The organism is Gracilimonas amylolytica (genome assembly GCF_002911695.1).
GTDB lineage: Bacteria > Bacteroidota > Rhodothermia > Balneolales > Balneolaceae > Gracilimonas > Gracilimonas amylolytica.
Map to the genome: position 1 here is coordinate 14,911 of NZ_PQBS01000008.1, position 25,695 is coordinate 40,605.

At 43.4% G+C, this 25,695-nt stretch carries 30 protein-coding genes and 1 tRNA gene; 9 read left to right on the forward strand and 22 right to left on the reverse strand.

The features are described from left to right. Position 1: 1 nt before the first annotated feature. From C3B73_RS01870 to C3B73_RS01955, 15 genes are all read right to left on the reverse strand, one after another. Positions 2 to 1,420: a hypothetical protein gene (locus tag C3B73_RS01870; protein WP_103663943.1), complete on the reverse strand. Its 1,419-nt coding sequence runs from the start codon at positions 1,418 to 1,420 to the stop codon at positions 2 to 4. Between the two features lies 1 nt (position 1,421). Then, positions 1,422 to 1,742 (reverse strand): peptidoglycan-binding domain-containing protein, encoded by a 321-nt coding sequence (locus C3B73_RS01875; RefSeq protein WP_103663944.1) that lies wholly within the window; start codon positions 1,740 to 1,742, stop codon positions 1,422 to 1,424. Further along, positions 1,739 to 2,134, reverse strand: coding sequence for a hypothetical protein (locus tag C3B73_RS01880; protein WP_103663945.1), 396 nt, complete (start codon positions 2,132 to 2,134; stop codon positions 1,739 to 1,741). The genes C3B73_RS01875 and C3B73_RS01880 overlap by 4 nt, the downstream gene beginning before the upstream one ends. Beyond that, positions 2,131 to 2,814, reverse strand: a complete 684-nt coding sequence (locus C3B73_RS01885) for a hypothetical protein (RefSeq protein ID WP_103663946.1) — start codon at positions 2,812 to 2,814, stop codon at positions 2,131 to 2,133. The genes C3B73_RS01880 and C3B73_RS01885 overlap by 4 nt, the downstream gene beginning before the upstream one ends. A 1-nt stretch (position 2,815) precedes the next feature. After that, positions 2,816 to 3,085: a hypothetical protein gene (locus tag C3B73_RS01890; protein ID WP_103663947.1), complete on the reverse strand. Its 270-nt coding sequence runs from the start codon at positions 3,083 to 3,085 to the stop codon at positions 2,816 to 2,818. Between the two features lie 2 nt (positions 3,086 to 3,087). Next, positions 3,088 to 3,411, reverse strand: a complete 324-nt coding sequence (locus C3B73_RS01895; RefSeq protein ID WP_103663948.1) for a hypothetical protein — start codon at positions 3,409 to 3,411, stop codon at positions 3,088 to 3,090. Between the two features lie 13 nt (positions 3,412 to 3,424). Next, positions 3,425 to 3,847, reverse strand: a complete 423-nt coding sequence (locus C3B73_RS01900; protein WP_103663949.1) for a hypothetical protein — start codon at positions 3,845 to 3,847, stop codon at positions 3,425 to 3,427. A 3-nt stretch (positions 3,848 to 3,850) separates the two neighbouring features. Continuing rightward, positions 3,851 to 4,864 carry a transglutaminase-like domain-containing protein gene (locus C3B73_RS01905; RefSeq protein WP_103663950.1) on the reverse strand — a complete coding sequence of 338 codons (1,014 nt, stop codon included), beginning with the start codon at positions 4,862 to 4,864 and terminating at the stop codon, positions 3,851 to 3,853. 217 nt (positions 4,865 to 5,081) lie between these two features. Beyond that, on the reverse strand, positions 5,082 to 5,513 hold the full coding sequence (locus C3B73_RS01915; protein ID WP_232802925.1) for a hypothetical protein: 432 nt from the start codon (positions 5,511 to 5,513) through the stop codon (positions 5,082 to 5,084). Beyond that, positions 5,510 to 6,238, reverse strand: a complete 729-nt coding sequence (locus tag C3B73_RS01920; protein WP_232802926.1) for a hypothetical protein — start codon at positions 6,236 to 6,238, stop codon at positions 5,510 to 5,512. Before C3B73_RS01920 ends, C3B73_RS01915 begins: the two co-directional genes overlap by 4 nt. A 153-nt stretch (positions 6,239 to 6,391) precedes the next feature. Then, positions 6,392 to 6,634: a hypothetical protein gene (locus C3B73_RS01925; protein ID WP_232802928.1), complete on the reverse strand. Its 243-nt coding sequence runs from the start codon at positions 6,632 to 6,634 to the stop codon at positions 6,392 to 6,394. 398 nt (positions 6,635 to 7,032) lie between these two features. Beyond that, on the reverse strand, positions 7,033 to 9,348 hold the full coding sequence (locus tag C3B73_RS01935) for a hypothetical protein (protein ID WP_103663954.1): 2,316 nt from the start codon (positions 9,346 to 9,348) through the stop codon (positions 7,033 to 7,035). Continuing rightward, the gene (locus C3B73_RS01940) at positions 9,345 to 10,112 is read right to left on the reverse strand and encodes a CHC2 zinc finger domain-containing protein (protein WP_103663955.1); all 768 of its coding nucleotides are present in this window, start codon (positions 10,110 to 10,112) and stop codon (positions 9,345 to 9,347) included. Before C3B73_RS01940 ends, C3B73_RS01935 begins: the two co-directional genes overlap by 4 nt. Before the next feature lie 11 nt (positions 10,113 to 10,123). Further along, positions 10,124 to 10,306, reverse strand: coding sequence for a hypothetical protein (locus tag C3B73_RS01945; RefSeq protein ID WP_157939396.1), 183 nt, complete (start codon positions 10,304 to 10,306; stop codon positions 10,124 to 10,126). A gap of 231 nt (positions 10,307 to 10,537) precedes the next feature. After that, positions 10,538 to 10,816, reverse strand: a complete 279-nt coding sequence (locus C3B73_RS01955) for a hypothetical protein (RefSeq protein ID WP_103663958.1) — start codon at positions 10,814 to 10,816, stop codon at positions 10,538 to 10,540. Positions 10,817 to 10,892: 76 nt separating this feature from the next. Here C3B73_RS01955 and C3B73_RS01960 point away from each other — a divergent pair, with 76 nt between their 5' ends. The 4 genes from C3B73_RS01960 to C3B73_RS01975 all read left to right on the forward strand — a co-directional run bounded on the left by C3B73_RS01960 (position 10,893) and on the right by C3B73_RS01975 (position 13,981). Continuing rightward, complete coding sequence (locus tag C3B73_RS01960; protein WP_103663959.1) at positions 10,893 to 11,312, forward strand: hypothetical protein; 420 nt, start codon at positions 10,893 to 10,895, stop codon at positions 11,310 to 11,312. Positions 11,313 to 11,522: 210 nt separating this feature from the next. Then, positions 11,523 to 11,596, forward strand: a tRNA-Ile gene (locus tag C3B73_RS01965). Positions 11,597 to 12,094: 498 nt separating this feature from the next. Beyond that, positions 12,095 to 12,898 carry a helix-turn-helix domain-containing protein gene (locus C3B73_RS01970; RefSeq protein ID WP_103663960.1) on the forward strand — a complete coding sequence of 268 codons (804 nt, stop codon included), beginning with the start codon at positions 12,095 to 12,097 and terminating at the stop codon, positions 12,896 to 12,898. A 96-nt stretch (positions 12,899 to 12,994) separates the two neighbouring features. Continuing rightward, positions 12,995 to 13,981, forward strand: coding sequence for a cytochrome c (locus tag C3B73_RS01975; RefSeq protein WP_103663961.1), 987 nt, complete (start codon positions 12,995 to 12,997; stop codon positions 13,979 to 13,981). A 12-nt stretch (positions 13,982 to 13,993) separates the two neighbouring features. Here the strand turns inward: C3B73_RS01975 and C3B73_RS01980 are convergent, their stop codons facing one another. The 6 genes from C3B73_RS01980 to C3B73_RS02010 form a co-directional block, all read right to left on the reverse strand. Further along, positions 13,994 to 14,488, reverse strand: a complete 495-nt coding sequence (locus tag C3B73_RS01980; RefSeq protein ID WP_157939397.1) for an SRPBCC domain-containing protein — start codon at positions 14,486 to 14,488, stop codon at positions 13,994 to 13,996. Between the two features lie 229 nt (positions 14,489 to 14,717). After that, positions 14,718 to 15,692: a universal stress protein gene (locus C3B73_RS01990; protein ID WP_103663964.1), complete on the reverse strand. Its 975-nt coding sequence runs from the start codon at positions 15,690 to 15,692 to the stop codon at positions 14,718 to 14,720. A 72-nt stretch (positions 15,693 to 15,764) separates the two neighbouring features. Further along, on the reverse strand, positions 15,765 to 16,745 hold the full coding sequence (locus tag C3B73_RS01995) for a universal stress protein (RefSeq protein WP_198597253.1): 981 nt from the start codon (positions 16,743 to 16,745) through the stop codon (positions 15,765 to 15,767). 110 nt (positions 16,746 to 16,855) lie between these two features. Beyond that, entirely contained in the window at positions 16,856 to 17,986 is a 1,131-nt protein-coding gene (locus C3B73_RS02000) for a DUF368 domain-containing protein (protein ID WP_232802930.1), read from the reverse strand. Between the two features lie 2 nt (positions 17,987 to 17,988). Beyond that, on the reverse strand, positions 17,989 to 18,639 hold the full coding sequence (locus C3B73_RS02005) for a protein-L-isoaspartate(D-aspartate) O-methyltransferase (RefSeq protein ID WP_232802932.1): 651 nt from the start codon (positions 18,637 to 18,639) through the stop codon (positions 17,989 to 17,991). A 342-nt stretch (positions 18,640 to 18,981) separates the two neighbouring features. Next, positions 18,982 to 19,533, reverse strand: a complete 552-nt coding sequence (locus tag C3B73_RS02010) for an REP-associated tyrosine transposase (protein WP_103663968.1) — start codon at positions 19,531 to 19,533, stop codon at positions 18,982 to 18,984. A gap of 386 nt (positions 19,534 to 19,919) precedes the next feature. On the opposite strand from C3B73_RS02010, the gene lgt reads away from it, so the two are divergent. Then, positions 19,920 to 20,744 carry a prolipoprotein diacylglyceryl transferase gene (gene lgt, locus C3B73_RS02015; protein WP_103663969.1) on the forward strand — a complete coding sequence of 275 codons (825 nt, stop codon included), beginning with the start codon at positions 19,920 to 19,922 and terminating at the stop codon, positions 20,742 to 20,744. Positions 20,745 to 20,853: 109 nt separating this feature from the next. Here lgt and C3B73_RS02020 read toward each other — a convergent pair whose 3' ends face one another. Beyond that, positions 20,854 to 21,924: a porin gene (locus C3B73_RS02020; protein WP_232802934.1), complete on the reverse strand. Its 1,071-nt coding sequence runs from the start codon at positions 21,922 to 21,924 to the stop codon at positions 20,854 to 20,856. A gap of 189 nt (positions 21,925 to 22,113) precedes the next feature. Here C3B73_RS02020 and C3B73_RS02025 point away from each other — a divergent pair, with 189 nt between their 5' ends. The 4 genes from C3B73_RS02025 to C3B73_RS02040 all read left to right on the forward strand — a co-directional run bounded on the left by C3B73_RS02025 (position 22,114) and on the right by C3B73_RS02040 (position 25,691). Further along, positions 22,114 to 22,863: a ZIP family metal transporter gene (locus tag C3B73_RS02025; protein WP_103664010.1), complete on the forward strand. Its 750-nt coding sequence runs from the start codon at positions 22,114 to 22,116 to the stop codon at positions 22,861 to 22,863. A 200-nt stretch (positions 22,864 to 23,063) separates the two neighbouring features. Beyond that, positions 23,064 to 24,335, forward strand: coding sequence for a hypothetical protein (locus C3B73_RS02030; protein ID WP_103663971.1), 1,272 nt, complete (start codon positions 23,064 to 23,066; stop codon positions 24,333 to 24,335). A 30-nt stretch (positions 24,336 to 24,365) separates the two neighbouring features. After that, positions 24,366 to 25,097: a M48 family metallopeptidase gene (locus tag C3B73_RS02035; RefSeq protein ID WP_103663972.1), complete on the forward strand. Its 732-nt coding sequence runs from the start codon at positions 24,366 to 24,368 to the stop codon at positions 25,095 to 25,097. Positions 25,098 to 25,172: 75 nt separating this feature from the next. Then, positions 25,173 to 25,691, forward strand: a complete 519-nt coding sequence (locus C3B73_RS02040; RefSeq protein ID WP_103663973.1) for a Spy/CpxP family protein refolding chaperone — start codon at positions 25,173 to 25,175, stop codon at positions 25,689 to 25,691. Positions 25,692 to 25,695 lie beyond the last annotated feature (4 nt).

The window sequence follows — 25,695 nt, forward strand, 5'->3', positions numbered from 1 at the left end:
CTTAGCTAAGGACTTTTTCTAAAAAGGCGTCGAGTTTGGCCTGGCTTTTTCGGGCGGCTTCCAGATCTACTTCAGCCTTTGGAGTGGCCTGCTTCTTAGGCTTAGGTGCTGGTTTGGATTTCTTTACCACCGATTTTTTTTTGGCGGTTTTCTTCTTGGGCGGAGTAGGCTTGCGCTTAGGTGTTTTCTTGGCTTTGGCTTTGCCGGTTGGTGGGCAATCCGCGGTGCCATCTTGCAACTTTTCCTGCCTCCGGTATTCCCGCGCGCCCAACACTTTCTTCGCGTGATCCTGGGCAAGAATCTGCACTTCCAGATTGCCGTGTTTTTTCACCAGCTCGGCCCAGGAAGCGGTGAATCCGCCTTTGGCCCCTTCGGTGCAAATCTGGGTTTTCAGCTCTCCGTCAATAAGCAGCTCCACGATATAGCGTTTGTTGTAATAATCTGGCACGTAGCGAATGCTAAGGGTAGCCCGTTCGGACTCCCCGGAGTGCTGTTTGGCGTAGCACGGCATCTTGGAGCCGAGCAGGGAATTCACCCGTTTCCAGGAGCGCAGTTTGTGGAGGGTATTGATTTTTTTGAGTGAGATCGTAAATGGCAACTCTACGGGATTTTCGCGTGGCTCGCTGTGCGTGGGATTCATCAAATAGCTTCCTCTTTTTGAGGCCCAATGGGCTGCCTGCTGTTTAGTGAGACCAAATTCATCCTGAAAGAAGTCGATGAGTTCCTCATCTGTGGAGGTCTCATTATTAGATAGCTGGTCTTCCACTCCTTCATACTGGCTTTGCGTTAGCGGGGGGATAGTTTTTAGAGTTTCGGCAGTACCTGACGAGCCAAAAGGAACGTTGATGGCATTTAATAACTGATAGCGGTTTTTTTCGGTCTCAGCCAGTCCCTCTTTGGTTACTTTAATTTCAATGTCGCATTCGTGTGCGATACTGGTGTTGCCCTTATACTTGCCATCTTTGGTCGCATGGGCCACCATGATGAACCCAATGCCTTGTTCGCGGCACCACTGTGCCAGTTCTACCGTGGAGGCGTCTTTGGCGTCAATGACAGAAATAGAATCCAATACGCAAAAGGCAGATCTGTTTTTCAGCAGGGTTTCCTTTAGCGATGTGAGTGATTTCCACTTGGTAAAGTTCAGGTTGTTGTGGGTTGCTTTTAATCGCTTGACACGGTCAATGAGTGTTTTACCGAAATGTTCTTCGGCTGGTATATATTCGACTCTACCGTGCTGTGCAAGAGCGTTTGCAAGGCCTAAACTGAAGGTGGACTTTCCGGCCCCTTTCTCACCCCAGATAAAGATGACGGCATTTTTCTCCGGTTCCCCAAGAAGTGTGCCATAGGGCTGGGCAATCTTGATGCCTTTGATGTTTATTTTTGCCAGTTCTTTGGCGCTCAGAGTGTTCTGGATGTCCATATCAACGGTGCCTCATTTTTTTAGCGATCACAATTAAAGCACCGATGGCAATGCCAGCCAGAACAGCTTTAGTCAGCATGGTTTTTTTATCTGTTTTCATGTTTAATGGAGCATTGGATACCCCCAGTTTTGAAAGTAGTGTTGGCCCGGCCTCTCCGGTTACCGGAAGAGAATACCTGCGTTGAGCTTTCATAACGGCAGATTGTGTTTCACTTCCAAATTTTCCGTCAATACCATATTGAGGTAGATCAAAGCCTGCTTTTTGCAATCCTGCTTGGAGCCTGATTACCTGTTGTCCTGAGGCGCCTTTACTGAGAGTCATTTCTTCGATGTTGAGTTATACGTTCGATGTGCCAGCATACCTATTGTGATACCGATCAGAAGTGTAGAGCTATACTTTATCAGTGGTGATTTAGCTGAGGATGATAAAGGATCATCGGTAGTTAATTTCTTTGACAGAGCCACCAGATCCACATACTCGAAGTAGGCGTCAATAACTCCGGCGTGCTGTTCATATACCCTGTTGATACCTGCTTTACTAGTGGTCAGGTTGGCCAGGTTGAGTCCCATCGTGGCAAGCTGGCCGCGACGACCGCTTGTGGCACTCTGAAGTTTCCCCGCAAACAGCTTGAAAGCATTCTGCGAGGTGCGCTGCAGGTAATCGTCCATGCCATGCAGGCCGGTGCCGGTATGTGGTACATACCCAGTTCTCATTCGGCACCTGCTTTTGGAGCTAAAGCTTTGATACCCGCTCGAAGTCCGGGGAGCATCGGGGCAAATAGATATAATCCTCCAAATATTCCGCCGATGACAATTGTTCGCTTGATTAACTTATTAACTTCGCTAAGAGTGTTACCTGGCCCAAGCTCGGGTATCTTGTACCACGACTCGGTGGGTGGAGAATACACCCCGGACTGCTCGCCGGTTTTCTGGTCAAGGTCGAGGGAAATGGGTGCGGACTTTGCAATGAGATCGGAAGCGGATAGCTTGCTCAAATCAACATCTTCGGGGTACACTTCAAAAACCACTTTATGGTCCGAGGTGGGAACAAACGAACGGTCAAAAACGAGTCGTCCCTGTGCGCGGCAACCGTCCATCATCGACGTTCCGAACCGCTGGAAGCCTAATACAGACGCAGTCTGCACCGAGCGAACCACCACAAGGGCGTCGGGGCATTGCCCCCAGCTGGCCATAAACGGCACAAAAAGCACTTTAGCCCAGTTGCGGAAGGTTTCAACCTCAAGATCGAGGGAAAACGGAACCCCGCTGGGCGGGTTCCCTGAGGCGGGGTTGCGTCCGATAATGCGAAGCTCTACCGCATCAGAGCTTATGATATTGCTGGACAGGTTGAGCTGCCCAATTCCGGTGTCGATATATCCTGATTGCGCGTTCATCTTAACTCCGTAGCAAGCGGTAGCCCATATAAAGGCCACCTGCGATTAGTAAGGTGTTCTGGTTATTCCGAATCCACTGCGAAAGTGAAATCGGCTGCTCCTGAAGTCGCTGGCATAGTTTTTTCGCTGTTGGCTGCTCGCCTTCGCCCACTTCAATGACCTGCATATCGGGCTGCTCGTAAGAAGTATCTTCTACCTCTGGCAATACCATAGGGGCATGTCCACCTGGAACACCACCATCTAAATACGTTGAAATTCGTCCTGCTTGCATACTTACTTCTTCAGCACTTTGAGTAGAATAATGCCACCGCCAATGGCGATGCCTGCTATGCCCGCATACTTGATCAACTCTCCCGAGCCGCTGGGAGCAGGTGCGCCTTGGCCGGGATATAGCACCGGCGGTTGTCCGCCTCCAGACTTGTTACCGCTCTTGTTGACGACCCCATCTATGGTCACCACGGTATCAGTCGCGGTCTTAAGTAAGCCGCTAATAGAGGTTAAAGCCGAGCCAAATTTGGTTTGGGTAGGCTGGGTAACGATAGCCGCTTTCTGGTTGAGAAGATCAAAACTGGTATAACCGCTGGGTTGTTTGGTCATGGGAAAAGCCTGCTTATTTAGAAGATTTCTTTTTTCGTTTCAGCATCAAAACCGCCAAGGCAATGGCTCCGGTAAGGGCGACTCCCCCCACAGCAATACCCGACTTCATGGTCGAGTTGGCTGTTTGCTGCTGGGAAGCGGTGGTGGTAAGATTGGTCTGGAGCGCCTGCATCATTTCCTCGCGCTGGCCTTCCCACTGAGCTTTCTTTTGTAGGGATGCTTCGTGCGCTTTGCATAGCGCCTGACTTTTCTCGCGTTGACGTCGGCAGCTTTTCAGCTTGCCAAACATTTTGCCTTTACAGCTTTGATTGGCGTATCGGCACGGGTCAGATTCTTCCCAGTTGCCGAGTCCCGGACTGATGGCTACGGCAATCACCGTGTCTTCCTCTCCAATGACAGTATCCTCTAAGGGAATGATAAATCCACTTTTACTCATGGTCTATTTATTTAGAAGCATATACCCGCCACCAATCAGAACCAGGGTTCCAATGGCAAGACCGGCATACAGCCCCATTTTTTTGGTTTTATTTGCTGCTTGTTGTTGAGTAACCCAAACCGGGGAAAGTTGCCCGTAGCGATTCAGTTGCTGAACCGCCGGGGCACCAAGTTCATCTATAATCTGTGCGTAGCGCTGAAGGGAGGCATTGTCTTTTTGGGAAAGACTGATCACCTCGGATTGCACGCCCCGCTGCATGAGGTAGTCTCGCAGGGCACCGCGCAATTGACGTTCATCTTTATCTTTGGCTCCAAATATGCTGGACAAGGTATTTTTAAGCGTCATCCCTGTACTGGCCATTGTGGTAGCCGTGGTGAGTAGCGTAATGGGATCAAGCCCCAATCCTTCCGGCATCTGGTTGGTGACGTGCCTGGATTTTTTAATGAGCCGCTCATCAAATACATAGCCGGGATATTTCAGTACGGTGGTATCGAATGATTTCCACCCCGCAGGTGATTGGTACACCGCGTAAATATGGTCAAAGTGGCGTCCGGTTCGTGAGACAATACGAAAACCCGTTTGAATACCTAAGCTTTGCAGTAAGGCGGCTCCTAAAATGGCATGATCGTCGCAGTCACCTGCCCGTTGGGTTATGGTGACAAAGGGCGACTGAATACGCTCGACATCCCACGGATCGCGCACATAATTCACGTTGCGCACCATCCATTTGTATATGGCGGAGGCAATGGCGTCAATGTTTCGCAGGTCGGGTTGTCCGGTAAGCCGGTGCCGTCGGATCGTACTTGTAATTTTGAGGGCGAGTGAACGAATACGCTCGTCGCCGGTATATTTGGTAACCAGCCTGCTGGCCGCCGATAGCACGCTTTCTACACCGGGGTACGCCTGGCGTCGAGTAGAAAGAGGTACTGTGGATGCTCCCAAAGAAGCATCCACAGCCCGTGCTCTGGTGTATTGCTGCTGGGTATCTGGTAATATCTGTACATAGCCACTTTGCATCAAGGCATCAACTCCTTAGTAAGCTGGGTAATCGAGTAGACGGGATTTTCCTTGATTCTTTTATGAGTTAAGGATGCCAACCCATCTGTGGGGAAATTTTCGGTAATTAGGACTCCAATAAATTGTCCATTTCGGGTCACGGTGGTAATCCTTGCTTCCTCGGCTATGGAGAACAGCTGATTTCGCAGTTGGGAAATCGTTTTCGTTTGTACTGTGCTCATGAGTGGGCAATTGGATTAGTTCGTGTTATGTATAGCTTCTGCAGTTCTGCAATTACATCAACCAATAGCGCTTTTTCTTCTGGTCGGAGTGAAAAAGTACCCGACCAAATGAGTAATAGGTTGGTGGCAGCACTGGCAGAGATACCGGCATAGGTCGAAAATTGCCCTGATCCATCCACTAAGGGATATATACTTTCTGCAATTCGTTTCGCGCCGATATCTCTTTCCAATGCCCTTCTGCCCAATTCAATAGCGATACTGATCCAGTCCTTGGCCGTCAAAGGTCTGTTTTCAATGCCCTGAATGATTCCAATTTGTGATTGTATGGCCCGTACATAGGTTATATAGCGAGCCGCAGAGGGGGAATCGATAGCCATAAAATCCAGGGCAGCCTGTATTAATTTTTGATAAGGGAAGTGCATGCTCATTGATTGGGGGTAGTTGGGTTATTTGCCTGAGTTTGCTCTTCCGGCTGAGCTTCCTCTTGAAGGGGCTCTGGTTGTGATGGCCTGGAAGTTTCAGGAAAATGCTCTATAGGTTCACCAGATGAGGGTGCTTCGTTTTCAGGTGCAGTGTTAATGGTCTCCGAAGGAGGTGTATAGGTTGCTATAGGACCTAATCCATGCCGCTGCCCAACGATGATGCTTATTAATCCGCCAAGGGTATCAATTACCTCCGGGGTTTTTTTGACGAACTGTTCTACAAATTGATTTCCTGGAGACTGCTGAGCATTTTGATATTCCAGGTCTTTTTTGAACTGTTCACGGTCCAGTTTTTCAATTTCTTTTTCCAATTCATGGACCTTTGACGTGTTAGCTTCTTTATGCCCATCGAGTTTATCTCTGAATTCCTCCTTCAGCCTGGCGATCTCATTCTGGTGGGCTAACAGTAATTCGGTTTTATCTTGGGAAAGGTCTTTTCTGGCTTGAAAAAGCTCGTCGGTAATCTGTTGGATTTTGCGATTCGCATCCGTTAGTTGTCCTTCGAGCTGGAGGCAGCGCTCGTGGTAATAATTTCCAGCCATAGAAAACTTAGCCGGAATATTCATACTCGAATAAAACTCAGCCGGCGGCCGGCCGGGAGAAGCTTTTATAGCTCCGCCTATTTTATCATCAGCAAGCGTGTCGTGTATATGTTCTGAATGATCTGCCATCTGTGTTCTGTTTGGTTCGAACACAGAATAGGCAGGATATAAATGGAGTTAAATGGCCCTTGGAGCAATAGCTGGGGATGTGAGCAAGTAAAAATTTTCTGTAAGCACAAAAAATTGGAAAAAATTTATTGAGTGAATTGGAATTATTCTTTTTTACTCAATTTGTTTTTTCATGCTGAAAATGACCTGCTCAACTTGTTCTTTAGCAACTACAAAATGAGCGGGTTTTCGGGTGCGTTGATTGATAGCCATGGGACGGGGAGAAAGAAGAGGACGCACGCAATCATAAAAAAGGCTGCTTTTCATCCCCGTTTTTTGCTCTACATATACCTGGGCTTCTTTGATGGTCATAACTTCGCGGTCAATTATTTCTTGCATGGATTTTTCAGTCTGCATGGAGTTTCTAATTAGTGATGGTTATGTATTGATTTTCCGGTAAAACTCATTTTATTCCAAAAAAATGTTTCAAATACCTAAAAATTACACTAAGGCATATTTAAAGGCTGATTTCTATGAAACATTTCCTGAAACATGCCTGTTTCACGATGGATTGCGTTTATTTTTGGAGTAAATAATTTCAATGATTTAGAAGAAATACCCGTGAAACACAGATGAAACATTCCTGTTTCAGTAAAAAGGGTGAATGTTTCATGGTGTTTCATAAATGTTTCAGCAAAAGTTTCATAAAAAAGTGTATTAAAAGTATCATAAAGTATGTTTTTAGTATTTTGAAACATTGAAACATAGATTTTCTTCTTTTTCGGTCTTTTCTATTCTATAGCTAAAAAAATAGCTCACGCCGAAGCTATTTCTTCTTTAAACAGTTCGGTGTTTTCCGTCCAGGGCTGGCTTCCAGCAGGCTTAAATTTGTCCCAGTTAAAGGCGTTGCGAAACAGCTCGTTTTCTACCGCATTCGGGAGGTAATAGCCCCGCTGACGAATGGTATCGGTCTTTAGGTTGCTGTAACTGTCAACAATGGTCCAGTTCACCACCTTAAGTTCGCCTTCCGGAGTCAAATCGCTTAAATCCCGAAGCTTCTCATCCACGATATCACGGCGAACCATGCCATCGGTGCCTCTTTTTTCGTATTCGTAGATGTCCCAGATCGCCTTGGCCCAAATTTTGAGCGTGCCGTCCTTGGTCCAATTGAAATGATGTACGGTAACCTTCAAAGATTGGATAAGTGTACCGATGGTTTCAATAAATTCGGTAAGTGGATCTTGGGAAGAGTACCGGATGGCTGTCTTAACCACTTCATCCCGAGCAAAAAGGAAAAGATCTTCCCCGGTAACCGAGAGAAGCCGTTCCTCATTACGTTCCTTGGTGAAATTGCGGTAATAATCATCGTACATGGCTTTGTCTTTGATCTCTTCCAGCTCGTCCAGCGAACCCGATATCAGGTTCCGGTAGTTAGGATTTAGCCAGTAGGAAACCGTAACCAACGAGGCAAACTGATTTATTTGCCGATCTTGGAGTACCACATCTTTCATTTTATCACCCAGCTCGGTTTTAACGGCATCTTTGAGCTTGAGCCGGATACGTTCCATATCCCGAATGAAGTCTTTTCGGTTGAGAAGATGGTAGTTTTTTAGAAAAGAAAGCATAAGACGCTGAAGGGTTACCCGATCATTGAGCAGCTCTTTTACATGATCTTCAGGCCCTCGCGTCTTTTTGCTGTAATGAATGATCAGCGATCGGCTAAGCAGGTGATCGGTGGCGGGCAAAAAGTTGCTGCAAAAAAGTGGCATGGTACGCACGACTTTATGTTCCTTTCCCCATTTGTTGCCCTTTTTGATGTTAGTAGGTCGTGGCTTGAGTTCAAACCAGGAGTTCCAGATTTGGTCTTCAATCTTGGCTTTTTTGCCAGGGACTTGGGGAACGTGCTCATCAATCCACTGGGGGATGTGGGATTTTTGCTCCAGCGCCTCATCCACCGACCGAGCCGGTGGTGTATTCAAACTATCGAGGTGATTTATTCCAAAAAAATCCTGAATAAGTTTGGCCATTTCTCCTTTACCCACGTTACCCTCCCCATAGAGGTAAAGGAAGATGACATGCTTATGAAGCGTATATATCTCGTCAAAAAACACAAACGCAAACACGTAAGCGATGATAAATTTCCCCCAAAGCCTAAATTCCGTAATGCCTCCAATCATGCCACAAAAGTGATGCTCGACTTCCACCAATTTTTTATAAAATTCCTGGTCATTGTACAGGCTTTCCTGAGCATTTTGGAAATAACCATCAGTATTGGCTATTCCTAAATCGTAATGCGGTAAGTGAATAGCATCTTCCGGGGGCTTTAAAAACTTGTTATCGCCAATAGGAAAAGCACCGTCACGTTGGGCAATGAGTTTAATGTGATCAGATGGTTTCTTTGGAAAGCTTACCAGCACATTACCGGCAAGTAAATACCGGGTTTTTTCAAAAGAAATGATCCCAAAGTGATCAAACTCACGGACTATGCGGGGTTTAAACTCGATGTTTACATGCAGCCAGAAGCTGCGCATGTCCTCGTTTTTCATGTTTTTTACCTGGAGCACGTCTTTATTCCATACGCTTTTGGAAAATTCCTCCACGCTGTGGGTTTGTCCAGGTTCAAAATTGAAGGGTTTGTACATCGGAATGCCTCCCCGAAGGTAGCGGAGCTGGCCAACATAGGTGCGTTCCCATTCTTTCTTTTCCGGATTCCATTTTTCGATTATGGACTCCAGAATAAGATCAAAATCGGTTACAGGCACCTTTTCGCCGCCCCGCTTGCGTACCCATTGGTAGTTATCGAAGTCACGTTCGTATTCTTTGGCCGCGTTTTCTTGAAATTTTTGGGCCAACCAGCGCTCATAGTCAACGGCCAGGTTCATTTCCGCATACTGCCGTTCGGAGTCCTCTTTTATGGCAATAAATTCAATCATATTGAATTCATTGCCCTCGGAATCAGTACAAATTTCCGTGTCGAGGTTTAAGGTGAGAAACGAATCGGGATTGTTTTCAGAAAATACATTCGGAATTCGTTCAATAAGGATGGTTGTATCTGCTAAATGGGTAAATTCTTTAAACTCTTTACGCAGATACCAACGCCAAAAATCGGCGTTAAACATTGGGTTTGTCATTGTGTAGTCAATTCTTTGAAATTATCTGTTGCATAAGTGATGTACACAGATCGGGTGATGTTGTCAGGTATTCCTGCAATAAGCTGTATCACATCTTTAGTTGTAATTTTTTGGGTAGTCTGAGCAGAGCAATAGTCCACCCAGTCCATTTCCTGGAATTCGTTGGAATAATCTGGAATAGCGAATACTTCCAGTTCTGCTTTTAAAGCCGCTTCAAAGGAGGGCTTAAGTATTTTCCACGTAGTATCCTGAGCAACGAATATGATTTTCTGAGCTCGTTTTTTTAAAAGTTTAGCAGCATCAAGGCTTAGCTGGCCATCTATGAAAAGAATAGGCGTGAATGGCGCGTCGCCTTGTTTAAATGCTACGTAAACTATCTTCGTCTTCAGGATTTCAGACTTTACCGAGGAGTAACCCGGAAGTATATCATCTTCTTTTTTTATTGCCTGCTGGGATTTCTTCCTACTTTTATTTGAAATGGTTAGGTGATACCGGTCGGCTAATAAATAAATGACTTCATTAAAGGTCAGTCCATCATAAAACTCAACAAAACTAATCGCATCACCCCATGCCTGACAGCCATAGCATTTATAGGTTCCTTTTATTTCATGAACATAAAAAGAGGCTGTCTTTTCAGAATGAAATGGACAACATGCTTTGTAGTAACTGCCAGATTTTTTTAAAGGAATGCGTTCAGAAATGATTTCGATAATATCATTTCTGCATGCTTCTCTCACATGAGGTATCGCTTCGTAGAATGTCAATCAGGTTTGATCTATTGCAAGATCACTCGGTTAAGTTTTTGTTTAGCCTCAATCAGAATAACTGCGACTTTTTTGATATCTGAGTTCTTTTTATCCCGAATCAGTATTGAAAAATCATTAAGATTAACTTCGCTATCTAAGAATGCGGCAAGTCCCCAAATGGTAGTTCTGAGATCTTTTGTAAGTGGTTTCATACTCATAACGAGTGCCTCTTTAGCTCCGAAATATGTATCAGGTGATTGCCGTGGATATCTCTCATTGTTTTTTCGTACTTACCCTTCCCAGCATTATTTGAAACTGATTTGGGTTTGACATTAGCTAAAAGCGCAAATTCTTTTGAATTCAGCCATTCTTTGTTTTGGAGGAGGGTATCGTTTACCAGTGAGCGTATAAGCTCCAATTGATTGGATAAGCCATCAATTGCATTAATTATTTGTTTTTGTTTTGTCTGAGTCATTTCCTTTCAAAAATTCTTCCCAAATGCTTGGGTGCTTCCTTTTGCTTTGATTAATGGTTCTATTAATTACTTCACGTATCCAAGGGGTTTTGTCAGTGTCTTGCGCTACCCGAATTAAAGCGGCATGTGAAATTCCAATGGAACCATCTGGCTTGGTAAGAGTGTTAGCAAAACCTTTTAAACTTCTTTGACTGATACCCAACGCAAATTTTAATTGTGAATGTGTATTAGGTATTTGATTAGACATAATTATATTTAGTTACTTACACAATGTAAGTAGATGAATTATAGTTAATTAACGAATAGACGAAATTACAGATTAAATGCAATCAAGCACAATCGAAAAAAACAGTATTGCCGAAAGAATTATTTTAATTAGTAATAGATATGGATCGGCTAAAGAATTTCTTATGAAATGTGGAATTAACAATTATTCGTTAATTACTGATTTGAAATATGGAAGAATTAAGAAACCGGGATCAGAAGTACTGGCTCAAATTGTACTTGGATCTGGATGTGATGGGACTTGGCTTCTTACCGGAAAGGGAGAAATGTATGGAAGCATATCGCCAAGTTCAGATTTGACCATTTCTGAAAAAGAAAAAATGGAAAACGCCTTAACGCTTCTCCTGAATTTTGATTTTAGTGAAAGTCGGAAAGGAATTTCAGAAGCGAGGGAACTTGAAATAAAAGTTGCGGAGGCACTTGTACGGCTTCTCAAAAAACACTCAAAATTAGATTGAACCGAGGCGCTTTTTATTTCTATATTTACTTACACAATGTAAGCGAACAAAAAGGAACAGAATTGTACACAGTTAAAAACATAAAATCTCATTCTAATGCCAATGTACTATGTACAATCGGTAAAGAAAGTAGAGCTATGTACAATACTATGTACAATTTTGATTCAGTTTTGGCTTATAAGGTTAGAAATCGTTGTTTACGATATCTCAGGATCCGTAGCTCAGTTGGTTAGAGCAGTCGACTCATAATCGATTGGTCGGGGGTTCAAGTCCCTCCGGGCCCACTTTTATCATATCAAGCCGCTTAAATTTATTTTTGAGTGGTTTTTTGTTTAATCCTTTGAACATCTTAGTTCAATTTAGCTCTGAAAGCTTTAAAAGGTCGGGTCAGTTGTTCGATTTTTATATAATGACTTGGAGAGGATAACCACACTATGAACTATATCCCCACGATATAAAAGAAAAGAAAAAAGAAGCATAAAGAGGACATGCATCGGCACAGTTATTGGGTAGCTGAAATTAATTTGTGCTTGTTAACCTTCATCCCCTTTATGTTCTTATGGAGATCAATACTGCTAAGAGAGATCCCCGGTATGTTAGAGCGGTCTCAAATCAATTCCTTACAGAATTTTTTAATTTATTTTTTTGGATCTGTTTTTATCCCTCTATCAGCCACGCCCCGGGTGGCACGATCCCGGTTACCTAAAAGGAACTTTGTTCATCCCAAATTAGAATTGCTTATTTGCTAAAAATCCGATTATATATCTAACAGGTTTTCGGACATGGATTTAGGCTGCCTTAACATATCACCCATTCTAAGTAAGCATACCACAGCGATCAATGAGGATTGTTTTGCCATCTGCTGGATCAAAACTGAGGTGGATCATATTGAGATCAATGGAATCCGATATACAGATGTAACAAACTCTATCTTTTTTCTGTCTCCTGAACACAATTGGCAAATTGTAAGACAGGAAACCGTATCATCCTCAGGCTATGTGCTTAATCTCCCAAAAAAGATCCTGGATCAACCTACTTTCAGTGATCTGCATATAAATCAGGTCAGGCTTTTCAACTCCAAAGAGATTCCCAAGATCCATCTCTCACCGGGTATCGAAATTCGGATTCAGTCCATTCTGGAAATGATGGATGAACTGATCAGTACACATCTGAACCACAGAGAAGAAGCACTCCTAGCCCTGTTAAAAACCTTCTTCATTTATTGTGATGGAAAGTGCAATATTAGATCCGTCATATCTGAGTCTAATTCCAAGGCCTCACTGGTTTATAAATTCAAAAAATGTATCGACCAAAAGATCTCAAAACTTCATGAGGTGAGTGAATATGCCAGTGAACTGAATATTTCGGATAAGTACCTGAATGAATGTGTTAAAGAGGTATTGGGAGTTAACGCAAAAAGTCTCATTGATGAACAACTGACCATGCGTTCACGGCACGCCCTCAAATTCACAGACAAGTCTGTTAAAGAGATCAGTTACGAAATGGGATTTACCTCTCCTGAATATTTTAGCTATTACATCAAGAAGCATCTTGGCCATTCCCCTTCCCGGGTTCGCAGTACCTGACAGTTCCGAAATTCTAAGGTTTTACCGTGCTATTCACATTTTTTAGCTTACCGTCCTCTGTTACATTTGTACAAAACAAAAAAGGGTTCATGTACTATGAGGTTAAATAAATTCATTAAATATCCGATCTATGTCTTAGGGGTTCTGTTCCTGGTTTTGATGTCAGTTCTGACCTATGTCTCAATTGCATTGCCAAATGCCGGTGAAGTTCCGGAGCTTGAAGTGTCGCTTACCAAAGAAAACATTGACCGTGGTCGGTATCTGTCTTACCACGTAATGATGTGTGCCGACTGCCATTCACAGCGTGATTTTTCTTTGTTTTCCGGTCCACCAACACCGGGCACTGAATTTGTAGGCGGAGATGTATTTGATCAGTCCATGGAATTCCCGGGCACCTTCATTTCCGCAAACATAACGCCGTATGGAGTGGAAGACTGGACGGATGGTGAGTTGTTTCACCTGATCACCACGGGTATAAAAAAAGATGGAGATCCCATTTTTCCTGTCATGCCCTATCATAGTTTTGGTAAGATCGATCCCAGGGATGTTGAAGCCGTTATTGCCTATCTGAGAACGCTTGAACCGGTAAAAACCGATCATCCTAAATCTAAAGCAGATTTCCCGGTCAACCTGATCATACGAACCATGCCGACTGAGCCACAATTTACGGAACGCCCACCGGTAACGGACCGTATTGCCTACGGAAAATACATGACGACCGCTGCTGCCTGTTTTGACTGCCACACCCGTTTTGAAAAGGGTAATTATGTGGGTCCTCAGGGTGGAGGCGGAAGAGCATTCAAATTCCCGGATGGAAGCGTTGTTCGTACTCCAAATCTCACACCTCACGAAACCGGACTAAAGAACATGACGAGGGAAACATTCATCGGTCGCTTTAAGCAATATGCTGATTCATCCCATTCATTGGCGCAAGTAAAACCGGGGGAGTTCCAGACTTTGATGCCCTGGGTGATGTACAGCGGCATGACTGAAGAAGATCTTGGTTCTATTTACGACTACCTAAGAACTTTGGAACCCTACGAAAATTCCGTGGAGAGATTTACTTCTGCCAGTGCCAATTAGTGGATGTTTAGGTCATGATACTTTAGCAATACCGTTACCCAAAATACGTGAAATGTTAATGGCCCTGTTTTTAATGGCAAGGGCTTCTGCTCTTTTTTTTAATTTTTGATCCATTTGCTCAAAGCCGGCTTTAAATGGTTGGGCGAATTTTTTCCAAAAAATAGGTGACAGTATGCCCGAAACCTGACATTTCTGCCTCAGGATACAACTGTCTTTACTCAGAAAATGCAGTTCTGTAATTATCTCAACTGTTAAAATCCCCGGAATCAGAAATCCTCTTTTTAACCTGATCTCGTGAAGATAATCAACCTTTGTTACTGTAGGAAAGAAGGTCTGTATTTCTTCTTCCAAATTGATTAGGACTTCGAGATCCTCTCCTTCCTTTACTTTACCAGTGACCTTGTTAACGAAAGGATTCCAATTCAAATATTCCTCAACATCCGTCAGAATTTCCCATACTACACCGGTGTCGGCGTGGATAACTACTTCCGTCATTAACTCCTTCATAGCTTTGATTCCTTGAATCCCCTAACAGATCCTAACTAATTACTGGCTTTTTGAACAAGCGTCTCAGCATTGCCTATACCCTTGCCAACATCATTATTTATATTGATCACAGGTTAAATTATTCTCACCTCTTTTTCTTACAGAATTTTTTAATCATTCAAACCACCATAAAAAAACCCGTACATGTTTCCATGCACGGGTTTCTACTTCTATCTATATCAACCGGAGGTTAACCGGGTCTTAAGGTCATCAATGGTTTATCAAGATGTTGGGCCACAATGGCTGTTGTGGAACCCAGCAATACTCTTGCTATACCTGTTCGACCATGTGTACTCATCACCACAAGATCAGAATTCTCGTGAGCATAATCTGTGATCTCGGTGTGTGCTGAGAAGCCTTTTTTAACGATGCTCAGTACTTTCACCCCTTCAGAAAAATCTTCATCACCTTTAACAAGGTAATCCTCGAAGTCCACTTCGTTTCTCTTGATACTGAGTTCCAGATCAGGATTGTCATCAAAGTAATAACTGATATTTTCGATCAGTGACTCATATACATCCTTATCATCATCTATGGTCATTGGCATTACTTCCATGCCCAGGGTGTAGGGCTCAATAATATGCATGAGCACGATCTTGGCATTGAATGTCTTAGCCAGCTCGTAAGCTTCAACCAATGGTTTGGCAGATTCATCTGAACCATCAACCGGTACAAGGATCTCATGAATGGCATTTTTATCAAATGCTTTATCGATCGATAAGACGGGTTTTTCAGAATAACGGATCACTTTTTCGGTTATACCGCTTCGGATATCATCGGTCTTGTGTCCCCCTCTGTTAGCCATTATGATCAGATCATACTGACTTTTATTTCCCTGCTCAGCAATAACCTGAGCCGGTTTTCGGCCTACCATATTGATCAATTGTCCGCGATGCTCTTTAGGAATGTATTCCTCAGCCATTTCATGGAGCTGCTCACTGGTTTGTTTCATCACCTTAGGATAAATATCCTTTTCCATATCAAATGGAACTCCCAGATGTTGCATACTCTCATCGTAATAACTGATGAGCGGAATGACATGGATCAGGTCAACGGTACTGCCATACCACTCTACAAACTTAGCAGCCATCTTCAACGCTTCCAGTGAAGCTTCAGAAAAATCAGTTGGGACTAAAATATGACGGGCTTTCATTTCAACCTCCATGTTGATTAGCTGTTACGTGAACCTAACAGAAATCTGTGAAGGTTGAATGAAGATTTTCAGCCCCGAATCAGGTTATTTTTTGAGATCCGGCTTAATTGTGATCTGTGGTTTATTGAGATGCTGGATCACCTGTTCGGTAGTGGAACCCAGCAACATTCTGGATAACCCGGAACGACCGTGTGTACTCATGATCACCAGGTCGGCATTTTCGTTGGAGTAATCTACGATCTCGTGATGGGCAGCGATCGACTTTAGCACTTTGGTTTCCAGTGATACTGACATTTCCTTTCCTTTTTTAGCCTGCACCAGGGTATCCTTGTACAATTCATCGCCGTCAACTACACTAAGATCATGATCCTCTTGGTCAGCAAAATAGGATTTGAGTCTGCTTTTGATTCCACCATAAACGGCTTTTTCATCGATCCCGAAGGTCGTCGGTTCAATGCCATGAATATCATGAGAGTACATCTCGATCACATTCAGAAGCTCTATCTTTGACCCAAATTTTAGAGCCAGGTCAAATGCCAGCGGGATAGCTGCCAGCGAATGCTCAGAAAAATCACATGGAACCACTATGGTATTGATCTTATCCATTAACATTGTTTCGGAAACGGTCAGTACCGGCGTTTTCGATCGACGAATTACTTTATCTGTCGCACTTCCATGGAAGAAATCCGCAAAATGTGCCCCCCTGGCACTCATCATCACCAGGTCGTAATTACCTTTTTCAATTTGATTCAATATGGAATCAGAAGGCTTTCTGTCGATCGTTACGATATACTCTCCGCGATTCTCTTTCTTTTTTATATGCTTGTTGGCAAATGCACTGAGTTCTTTGCGTTGTTTTTCTATGAGCTTGGGATACACATCCTTATTCATATTCAACGGTACCCCGATCTTATCAAAACTGTCTCCCAGATATTTTGACAAGGGTATCACATGCATCAGGTCAACCATACAATCAAACGATTCAATGAAGAGATCGGCCGAGGCCAGAGCAGCATTGGATTTTTCAGACAGGTCGGTAGGTATTAGCACTCGTTTGATATTCATTTGGACTCCCATTTTGGATTTACGTTATACCTTAAAATATATCAGTCCCTGTTAATCTTACAAACCATTATCGTACTTGTTGTAAAATTCCTTGAACAAACTTGAAGGTCCTACTTGTCACGTAGACGCTCCAGGCCACCTACCATCACTATACCAACTAAAATTCCAATGACACCGCCCCAAACATTTGGAGAATCCTCTTCTTTTGAACCGACCCATCCGGGTATGAAAGGCTCAGATCTGATCATTTTGTTTTTGACCGTCTGGATCTCAACCTGCTTCATCTCATCAAATGTAGAATCCGCATTTTTGATCTCTCCCAGTCTTTTATACTCCGGAAGGTTTTCATTTGGCGGTTCACTCTTCAGTTCCTGAACGATCGGGTCATCCATATAAACCACATCTGATACACTTACTTTTTGCACATATTCTCTATGCTGATAGGGCCAGATCACATATAATGAACCTATAAGAAAACCGATCAGTACTGCAATGGTCTGTGGGTGATATTTTGATAACAACCAGGACAGAAACCGTGAGAACAGGGCAAGTCCAACCACCGCTCCTAAAATAAAAGGAAGCAGTCCGATCAGTCCATCCATGGTTTCAACTCCACCCAGCATTCCGATCTGAGATAGCAGGTAGTCATATTTTCTCATGATAAGTAAGAGGTATGAACCTGAGATTCCGGGCAGTATCATCGCACAGATCGCGATGGATCCACTTAAAAACACAAACGCCGGATGTTCGGGAGTATCAGCCGGTACCAGAGAAACGATCCAGATGCCAAATGCTACTCCGATTATCAATGCCACGACTTCAGCTTTTGTAAATCGCTCAAGGGCTTTGATCAGGATATAGATCGACCCGAGGATCAGCCCAAAGAAAAGTCCAAATACGATCTCCGGATGAGTAAACATATAGACCTGCAAGGGCACCACCTTTGTGAAAAACCCAAGTGCCGCAAATATTCCGGCAAATAAAAATACCAAAAACAACAGGTGGATCTCATTGAATGCCTCTTTCCACTTCAGCCTGAAGAATAATTTTATGAATCTGACATTTACGCTCTTTATCGCATTCAGTAAGCGCTCGTATATGCCCACTATCAGTGCCATGGTCCCACCACTTACACCGGGTACAATATCCGCAGATCCCATCAAAAAACCCTTCAGGGCTAAAAATGGGGCTTCTTTTAAGGTTGTGATATCTTCAGATCGATTCGCCTTTTGATCAGCCAAGTTTATTCTCCCCACCCTTTTTCCCCGATGAGAGGTACAAACTTGAAATCGGCCAGTTCTTCCCGCTCATAGTCATTTTCACCTACCCGGGTAATACGCAACATCATCTGTTTTTCATCGTCCCCAACCGGTATAACCAGCCGTCCTCCAATATTCAGCTGTTGAACCAGGTCATCCGGTACAACCGGGGCGCCTGCGGTTACCACTATACCATCATAAGGTGCATAGGTTGACCAGCCAAGGGTTCCATCCCCCACTTTCAGCATAGCATTGTAGCCAAGATCTTTGAGTGACTCTTTGGCCCGGTGATAAAGATCCTTATGCCGTTCCACACTGTAAACATCGGCCCCCATTTCACAAAGTACCATGCACTGATACCCCGAACCGGTCCCGATCTCCAGAATTTTATCTCCGGGTTCTATAGCCAGTAATTCGGTTTGAGCCGCAACCGTAAACGGTTGAGAGATCGTTTGTCCCATCCCTATCGGCAGGGCCGTATCTTTGTAGGCTTTAGGATACAAAGCCGTGTCAATAAGTTTATGACGAGGGATCTTGCCTATAGCTGCAAGAACCTTTGGATCTTTGATCCCCTTCTCTTTTAAGTGCTCAACTAATTGCCTTCTTGGTCTAACAAACCTTCGATCTTGTTGCAAAATACACCTGTTAATTCACTGTTGATCTGTATGGCAAGTATAGGCATTTGAACAAATAAATGAGGGACGAAAATCTGCTAAATTTCCAGTTTAACCCCATTTTTCATGAACTCTTTTTACCCTCTCTTCTTAACAACATCTTTGAAGCATCCTGCTTCAAAGTAAAAGCTACCGGAGGCTGTGTCTCCACTTGCAAGAAGAAAAATAGTTCTGGTATATCATTCTAATGCTTACCCGGTTGCCCTAACGGAAGGCGAAGCCTTCCGGTGCTTATCTCCTGAAGCTGAAAGCTTCGGAGATTTCGAGGAGGTTTCGAATAAATGAGTGTGCAGGGTTTAGATTCTAAATCAATAGCTCATCAATTTCTATCAGGCCTTTCTTATCCATATACCACCTTGCACTGCTGTAGGGATAATCCTGCGGTTGATAACATAGTCCTTCTTTGACGGGGTTATGATGTATGTAATTCATTTTTTGAGTAAAGAACTTTTGGGATCTGATTTCCATTGGACGATTGTTATGTTGCCAGAACTGAAAATTCTCATTATTCCTGCTATATCTACCGGCTTGCCTGAACATCCATAGCATCCATTTCCTTCTGCTTTCTTTCCGGTTGTTTTGCAAATCATCAAGTATGGTTTTGGCGGTATGTCGTTTCATATCCCTAAGAATTCCCGATAAACTTGCCCCGTCTTCAGCACTAATTATCAAATGAATGTGATTGGTCATTAAGCACCATCCGTGAATTTTTAGTCCTTTATTCTTCTGACAAAACTTTAGACTTTCTACCACCACTTCTTTATAGATCGGCCTCACAAACACATCGATCCAATCAACGACCGAATAAGTAATGAAATGAGCCAGATGCTGATTATGTATTTTGTACCCTCCCATGGTTTCAATTTAGAATTTTACGTATTCCTGTCAAGCATTTTTTAGCCATACCAATCTTTTACCCAAACTAAACCAATATAGTCTGATGCAGATATGGATATGAACCTACATCCCAAATCTTAATAAGGATCTTTGAAGCATCCTGCTTCAAAGTATAAGCTACCGGAGGCTGTGCCTCCACTTGCAAGAAGAAAAATAGTTCTGGTATATCATTCTAATGCTTACCCGGTTGCCCTAACGGAAGGCAAAGCCTTCGGGTGCTTATCTCCTGAAGCTGAAAGCTTCGGAGATTAACAGATTAACAAATTAGACTATCTTTGAATTGAATTTTTTTATGATACACAGCTTCTTATTTTCAGGTCATAAATTTCCATTCAACCAATTTTATGATACTTGCACTACTTGATAATTTAACCTGGGGTATTGATCCTGAGATCTTTTCATTAGGTCCGATCGCACCCCGCTGGTATGGTCTTCTTTTTGCCGGTGCCTTCGTTTCCGGTTATATGTTTGGCGTCAAATTATGGAAAGACGCCGGTCGCAAAGTTGAGGAAATGGAAAGCATCCTCACCTGGATCCTGGTGGGAACCGTGATCGGAGCCCGTTTAGGCCACGTGATCTTCTACGACCCATCTTATTATTTACGCAATCTTGATCAGGTGTTGGCGGTTTGGAACGGGGGATTAGCCAGTCATGGTGCCGCCATCGGCATTGTCCTGGCAATGTATTATCTGGCCAAAAAAACTCCGAAAATGAGCTTTTGGTGGCTGGCTGACCGGGTTGTTATTCCAACGGCTATTGGCGGAGCTTTTATCCGTACCGGTAATTTCTTTAACTCAGAGATATATGGACATGAAACAGATGCACCCTGGGGCATCATCTTCACAAATCTTCCGGGGCCTTTGGGCATGGTTCCCCGCCACCCTACCATGCTGTATGAGGCCCTGCTTTGCATTGCGGTATTTGCCGTGCTTTGGTGGATCTACAGATCCTACAAAAATGCCCCGCCTGAAGGCTCTCTCTTTGGTACCTTCCTGATACTGCTGTTTTCAGGTCGGTTCTTCCTGGAATACACCAAAATACCACAGGCTGATTTCGCAGCCGAATGGTCTATAAACATGGGACAGCTACTAAGTATTCCAATGGTACTGATCGGTATTTATATACTGATCAAGGTCGTTGACTGGAAAAAGGACACACAACAGGAATGATACCGTTTCCTAAAAAGGGTATTTAATTTACAAACAGTGTAAATAGAAAAATAGCCTCTTCAACAGAGACTATTTTTCTTTAATTGAAATGAGATAAGCATGATGTTGGTCAGAAACCAATATGCATGGTCATCACCAGACCGTGATCTTTGAATTCTGCATTATTGTTCAAAGGCATCAGGTAATTGATGCGAAATCCGGTTTCAGTGGTTGGGTTTCCCTTATATCCAATAAGTACTCTATCCCGATCAATTCCGGTTCCCAGTAGATCTGATTGCAATGTCTCATAACGCGCCATAACAGTTGATCTTTGATCAAATTTGTAGCCACCTGTTAGGTGAAATCCATATACATTATCCGATTCGGTAAACCCTGTGTATTCGAGGTTTGCTGCTAACACTTCGGCAGCGAGGATCAGGTTTTCATCCTCATAGCGCACATCACCGCCATAGGTAAATCTATCTCCATCTATATTTGGAAGAACACCACCTGCAATTGTAGTATTGGTCATTTCACCGTAAGAAAGGTTTACACCACCTTCAATTTGACCGGTTTCACTTTTATCAGCTGTAAAACCTAATCTTCCCGCATAATAAAAGTTATTGTCATTATTTGGAGCCAGCCCGTTTCCATTAAACATTCCTACACTATAGTTAACAACATCCGTCAAATCACCGGCCAAACGAATGCCAAAATCACGCTCTTGTGCAAGGGCAACCACCGGATAGGACCGGGTGTAGAAATCGATCTTATGCGGCCCTGTTAAAAATTCAGCACTGATCCCCGGTTGCTGTGACCCTACTATAACTGTTGCTTTTTCTGATAGTTCATAGCCGATCTCAGCATCCAGCAAGGTAAACTGATCGGCAAAATCGGCCTGTATCTTATAACTGAAGCCTCCATCAAGGTTACCATTCAGTATAAACCGTACCTGCGGAACTGTAAATCCCCTGTTTCCTGCGGCTGCATCTTTATCAAAAGCAAAATCCGCCTGTGTCAGGATCAGTGCTCCCATATTAAATGATTCACTTTTTAGTTTTTGCCTGAGTTCCTCAATGTTTTCTGTGGTATCAGGATCACCCTGAGCATTGACCCCATTTATACCAGATGTAACGGCTAAGATCAAAATGAATAGAATACTGTTTTTAAGAGAGTACATGTTAGGTTCTGTAGATTTCAATATTTAATTGATGTTAAATTTTGGGTTACAAGAAAAACAAAAGTTATTGAATAATGTGTGAATTTCGAGATATATCCCTTCATTAGTTTCACATATTCAGACCCGGAGTTTAAGACCTCTTATTTAGTTAGTGTATAAAAATCATTATACCTATTATCGCACCTCATCATAATTTTGATATTTATGGATCTGGAATTTCTTTCTGCACCTATAACTCAGGTTTTTTTGTACGCTTTGTTAACGGCTGTTACAACAGGACTTGGAGCTGTACCATTCTTTTTTATCAAAGATATTTCACCATCACTTTTGGGTAAATCGAATGCCGCTGCTTCCGGCTTAATGCTGGCAGCCAGTTTTAGTCTGATCATGGAGGGATACAACGTGAGTGAATGGATGACCGTTGGCGGTATGGCGGCCGGAGTAGTCCTCGTGGTTGTGGCTCACAAATGGATGGAAAATCGTGGAGAGGTTGGTGTCAAAGACCTGATAGGAGGTAAACGTAAACAGATGCTTATGTTCCTGGGTATCATGACCGTGCACTCCTTTGCTGAAGGTGTTAGTGTAGGCGTATCATTTGCAAGTACCATGGAATTTGGGGTCTTCATAGCTATAGCTATTGCCATACATAACATCCCCGAAGGACTTGCCATCAGCCTCGTAATGGTGCCACAGGGAACCTCTCCCCTTAAAGCGGTTTGGTGGAGTATCTTTTCCAGCCTGCCACAACCTTTGATGGCTGTTCCAGCCTTTCTGTTTGTGGAAGTTTTTAAACAATACCTACCCTTTGGACTTGGTTTAGCGGCCGGAGCCATGATCTGGATGGTTTTTACGGATCTTATCCCGGAAGCCCTGGAAAAATGTGAGGCCAAAAAGGTAGGACTTTGGGTTACCATTGCTGTACTCGCAATGAGTGCCTTTCAGATTTTACTTTCACACTAAGAGTACTTTAGCCTCTAAAATACCTCTTCATTGTTATTACCTGTGGTCCATACTATCAGGTTAAGGATCTCGTTAAGTCGCTGTGAGAAAGTGACTAACCGTTAAAAATTTTTGCAACGGATTTTAGTTTTTTTTGCAAAGCTTAATGGTCACCTTCTCTATATTTGCAATAAATATTTTAACGCTCCATCTACAGATCATTGACCTACACTCAAAAACTAACTCAGCTCTTTTTACTTGTTCTGTTTTTAATCCCTTCGTTTGCACTTGCTCAAAATGTTGAACAACGTTCAAGACAAACCATCAACGTATATTTGGATTGCCGGGGTTGTAGCAGCAGTTTCATTCGATCGGAAGTAAACTACGTAAATTTTGTTCGGGATCAGGAAGTTGCAGAAGTCCATCTGTTGGTTACCCTTCAACAAACCGGAAGCGGTGGATGGGAGCATACCCTTAATTTCATGGCACCCGGGCACTCTCCGGATGAAGATCATACCATCGTATTCATTAGTCCACAATCTGACACCAATGATATGATGAGGCGCCGGTTAGTTGAACACGTCGAACTTGGACTGATCCACTTTCTCACAGATCGGGGAGTATTTTCTGACCTTAAAGTAAATTTTACCGGTACCATTTCTGAAGATGAAGAAGTGGTTGAGATCAATGACCCCTGGAATAGCTGGACCTTTGAAATTGGACTGAGCACCAGCTTTAGCGGGGAGCAATCCCGTGAGAATTTCTGGCTGGGTGGGAATTTTGATGCAAGACGAATTACAAATGACTGGAAACTGGACTTTTCTTATCGACAAAATTATGATCGTCGGACCTTCAGAAATGAAGAAGACGACGGCACAACATCCACGGATATCTTTACCACAGAAAACCAAAATTTCACCGGACTCATAGCCAAAAGCCTGGGTGACCATTTGACTGTTGGCGGATATACAAGAGTGCGGTCCTCAACCCAAAACAACATTGATCTGAGTATCGGAGCCACTCCTTCCATCGAATATAGCCTCTTCCCATATAACGAATTCAACCAGCGGGAAGTAACCTTGAGATACGGTCTGTTAGGCTCCCATTACAACTACTCAGAAACCACCATTTTAAATGTTGATGAAGAATTTCTCTGGAGAAATGAGCTCAACTTTCGGGCCGATTTCACCCAGCCCTGGGGTGGTGTGTACGGATGGGCAGATGCCGGAGCTTACATGCACGACCTGAGTAAAAACAGGATCAATATGGGCTTCAGAGTCAACATGAGGATCATGAAAGGCTTGTCCGTATTTTTCTCAGGAAGATATTCACTGATCAACGATCAGATCAGTCTGGCAGCCGGTGAACTGACTGAAGAGGAACGGCTCCTGAACCTAAAGCAACAAGCTACCTCCTATAACTATGGTGGCTCCATCGGTTTTGAGTTCAACTTCGGTTCTATCTATAACAATGTGGTCAACTCCAGATTTTGATGGTCATTTCTAAAGTGACTACCTTGGCTCATGCCGCGTTATAAAACCTACAGCCGATCAACGATCACCGTCTCCGGATTAGAGATACAGGTTCACCATAAAAATGTGAAGAACCTGAATCTGAGGGTATACCCGTCAAAAAAGGAAGTAAAAGTATCGGTTCCCAAGAGAGCACCTGATTCAGTTATATATAATTTCTTGGCAAGCCGGATCTTGTGGATAAAAAAACATCTGAACCGAACTTCTACAAAACCGGAAGCGCCAACTCCTACATTCAAAACCGGTGACACAGTTCAGGTTTGGGGAGATACTCTTAAACTGGATATCATTTTTAAAGAACAGGCTCCAAGGGTTTTTCTGAAGAATGCAAAGGAGTTGGTCTTACAAGTCAGGCTGGGAACAGATCGGATAAAAAGAGAAGCCATATTCAATGAATGGCTTCGTGCTCAAATGAAGGAAGTGATCCCAAAGCTGATCGCAAAATGGGAACCCGAGATGGGAGTTAAAGTCAATGAGTTTGGAGTAAAACGCATGAAGACGCGATGGGGAACCTGTAATACCCGGGACAAACGGATCTGGCTGAACCTGGAACTGGCAAAAAGACGGCCGGAGTTTCTGGAGTATGTGGTGGTCCACGAAATGGTTCACCTACTGGAAAGATTACACAACGATCGGTTTTATGCTTACATGACCCGGTTCTACCCAAAATGGCCCTCTCTCAGAAAGGAATTAAAGGGCGATCACCCCCTTCAGGATTGCTGATCAATTTTAAGGCGAAGGTTTATTGTCTTTCCGGCATCTAATTAAATGAACAAATAATAAGATGCGGAGAGCACCATGAAAAACATTTTAAAAATATCCGTTTTATCAGCTTTATTGATCGGCCTGACTGTTGACGTTTCTGCCCAACAGCAAAACAGAAAAATGCAGAATAGAGCTAATGGCGACTGTCAGGGACAAATGATGAATCGCGGTGACAAACAAGGTCAAAACCAACAGCGCATGATGACTCAGCTCAACCTCACTGACGATCAAAGAGCTAAAGTTGAAGAAATTCACCTGAACGGTCAAAAAGGGATGATCCCTCTCAGAAATAACATTCAGGAGAAAAATGCTCAATTGCGCACGCTCAGAATGTCAGATGACTATGATGAAGCTGCTGTCAATGCTTTGATCGATGAAATAGGTGAACTGAGAACAGCCATGATGGCTATGAGAACCGGCCACCAACAGCAGGTCCGTGAATTACTGACTGAAGAACAACGCATTAAGTTTGATAGTATGCAGCAAATGCGTGGTCCAAAACAACAGGGTCAGCGAATGAATAAAAACAACAAAAGAGGACGATCCTTCTAACCGT

Excerpts from the sequence above, each read along its gene's own strand:
- C3B73_RS01905 (WP_103663950.1), bottom strand. The coding sequence starts at position 4,864 with ATGCAAAGTGGCTATGTACAGATATTACCAGATACCCAGCAGCAATAC.
- C3B73_RS01890 (WP_103663947.1), bottom strand. The coding sequence starts at position 3,085 with ATGCAAGCAGGACGAATTTCAACGTATTTAGATGGTGGTGTTCCAGGT.
- C3B73_RS01875 (WP_103663944.1), bottom strand. The coding sequence starts at position 1,742 with ATGACTCTCAGTAAAGGCGCCTCAGGACAACAGGTAATCAGGCTCCAA.
- C3B73_RS02035 (WP_103663972.1), top strand. The coding sequence starts at position 24,366 with ATGCCGCGTTATAAAACCTACAGCCGATCAACGATCACCGTCTCCGGA.
- C3B73_RS01880 (WP_103663945.1), bottom strand. The coding sequence starts at position 2,134 with ATGAGAACTGGGTATGTACCACATACCGGCACCGGCCTGCATGGCATG.
- C3B73_RS01935 (WP_103663954.1), bottom strand. The coding sequence starts at position 9,348 with ATGACAAACCCAATGTTTAACGCCGATTTTTGGCGTTGGTATCTGCGT.
- C3B73_RS01970 (WP_103663960.1), top strand. The coding sequence starts at position 12,095 with ATGGATTTAGGCTGCCTTAACATATCACCCATTCTAAGTAAGCATACC.
- C3B73_RS01975 (WP_103663961.1), top strand. The coding sequence starts at position 12,995 with ATGAGGTTAAATAAATTCATTAAATATCCGATCTATGTCTTAGGGGTT.
- C3B73_RS01990 (WP_103663964.1), bottom strand. The coding sequence starts at position 15,692 with ATGGAGGTTGAAATGAAAGCCCGTCATATTTTAGTCCCAACTGATTTT.
- C3B73_RS01955 (WP_103663958.1), bottom strand. The coding sequence starts at position 10,816 with ATGTCTAATCAAATACCTAATACACATTCACAATTAAAATTTGCGTTG.
- C3B73_RS01980 (WP_157939397.1), bottom strand. The coding sequence starts at position 14,488 with ATGAAGGAGTTAATGACGGAAGTAGTTATCCACGCCGACACCGGTGTA.
- C3B73_RS01920 (WP_232802926.1), bottom strand. The coding sequence starts at position 6,238 with ATGGCAGATCATTCAGAACATATACACGACACGCTTGCTGATGATAAA.
- C3B73_RS01885 (WP_103663946.1), bottom strand. The coding sequence starts at position 2,814 with ATGAACGCGCAATCAGGATATATCGACACCGGAATTGGGCAGCTCAAC.
- C3B73_RS01995 (WP_198597253.1), bottom strand. The coding sequence starts at position 16,745 with ATGAATATCAAACGAGTGCTAATACCTACCGACCTGTCTGAAAAATCC.
- C3B73_RS01900 (WP_103663949.1), bottom strand. The coding sequence starts at position 3,847 with ATGAGTAAAAGTGGATTTATCATTCCCTTAGAGGATACTGTCATTGGA.
- C3B73_RS01945 (WP_157939396.1), bottom strand. The coding sequence starts at position 10,306 with ATGAAACCACTTACAAAAGATCTCAGAACTACCATTTGGGGACTTGCC.
- C3B73_RS01925 (WP_232802928.1), bottom strand. The coding sequence starts at position 6,634 with ATGCAGACTGAAAAATCCATGCAAGAAATAATTGACCGCGAAGTTATG.
- C3B73_RS02040 (WP_103663973.1), top strand. The coding sequence starts at position 25,173 with ATGAAAAACATTTTAAAAATATCCGTTTTATCAGCTTTATTGATCGGC.
- C3B73_RS01895 (WP_103663948.1), bottom strand. The coding sequence starts at position 3,411 with ATGACCAAACAACCCAGCGGTTATACCAGTTTTGATCTTCTCAACCAG.
- C3B73_RS01915 (WP_232802925.1), bottom strand. The coding sequence starts at position 5,513 with ATGAGCATGCACTTCCCTTATCAAAAATTAATACAGGCTGCCCTGGAT.
- C3B73_RS02010 (WP_103663968.1), bottom strand. The coding sequence starts at position 19,533 with ATGGGAGGGTACAAAATACATAATCAGCATCTGGCTCATTTCATTACT.
- C3B73_RS01960 (WP_103663959.1), top strand. The coding sequence starts at position 10,893 with ATGCAATCAAGCACAATCGAAAAAAACAGTATTGCCGAAAGAATTATT.
- C3B73_RS01870 (WP_103663943.1), bottom strand. The coding sequence starts at position 1,420 with ATGGACATCCAGAACACTCTGAGCGCCAAAGAACTGGCAAAAATAAAC.
- lgt (WP_103663969.1), top strand. The coding sequence starts at position 19,920 with ATGATACTTGCACTACTTGATAATTTAACCTGGGGTATTGATCCTGAG.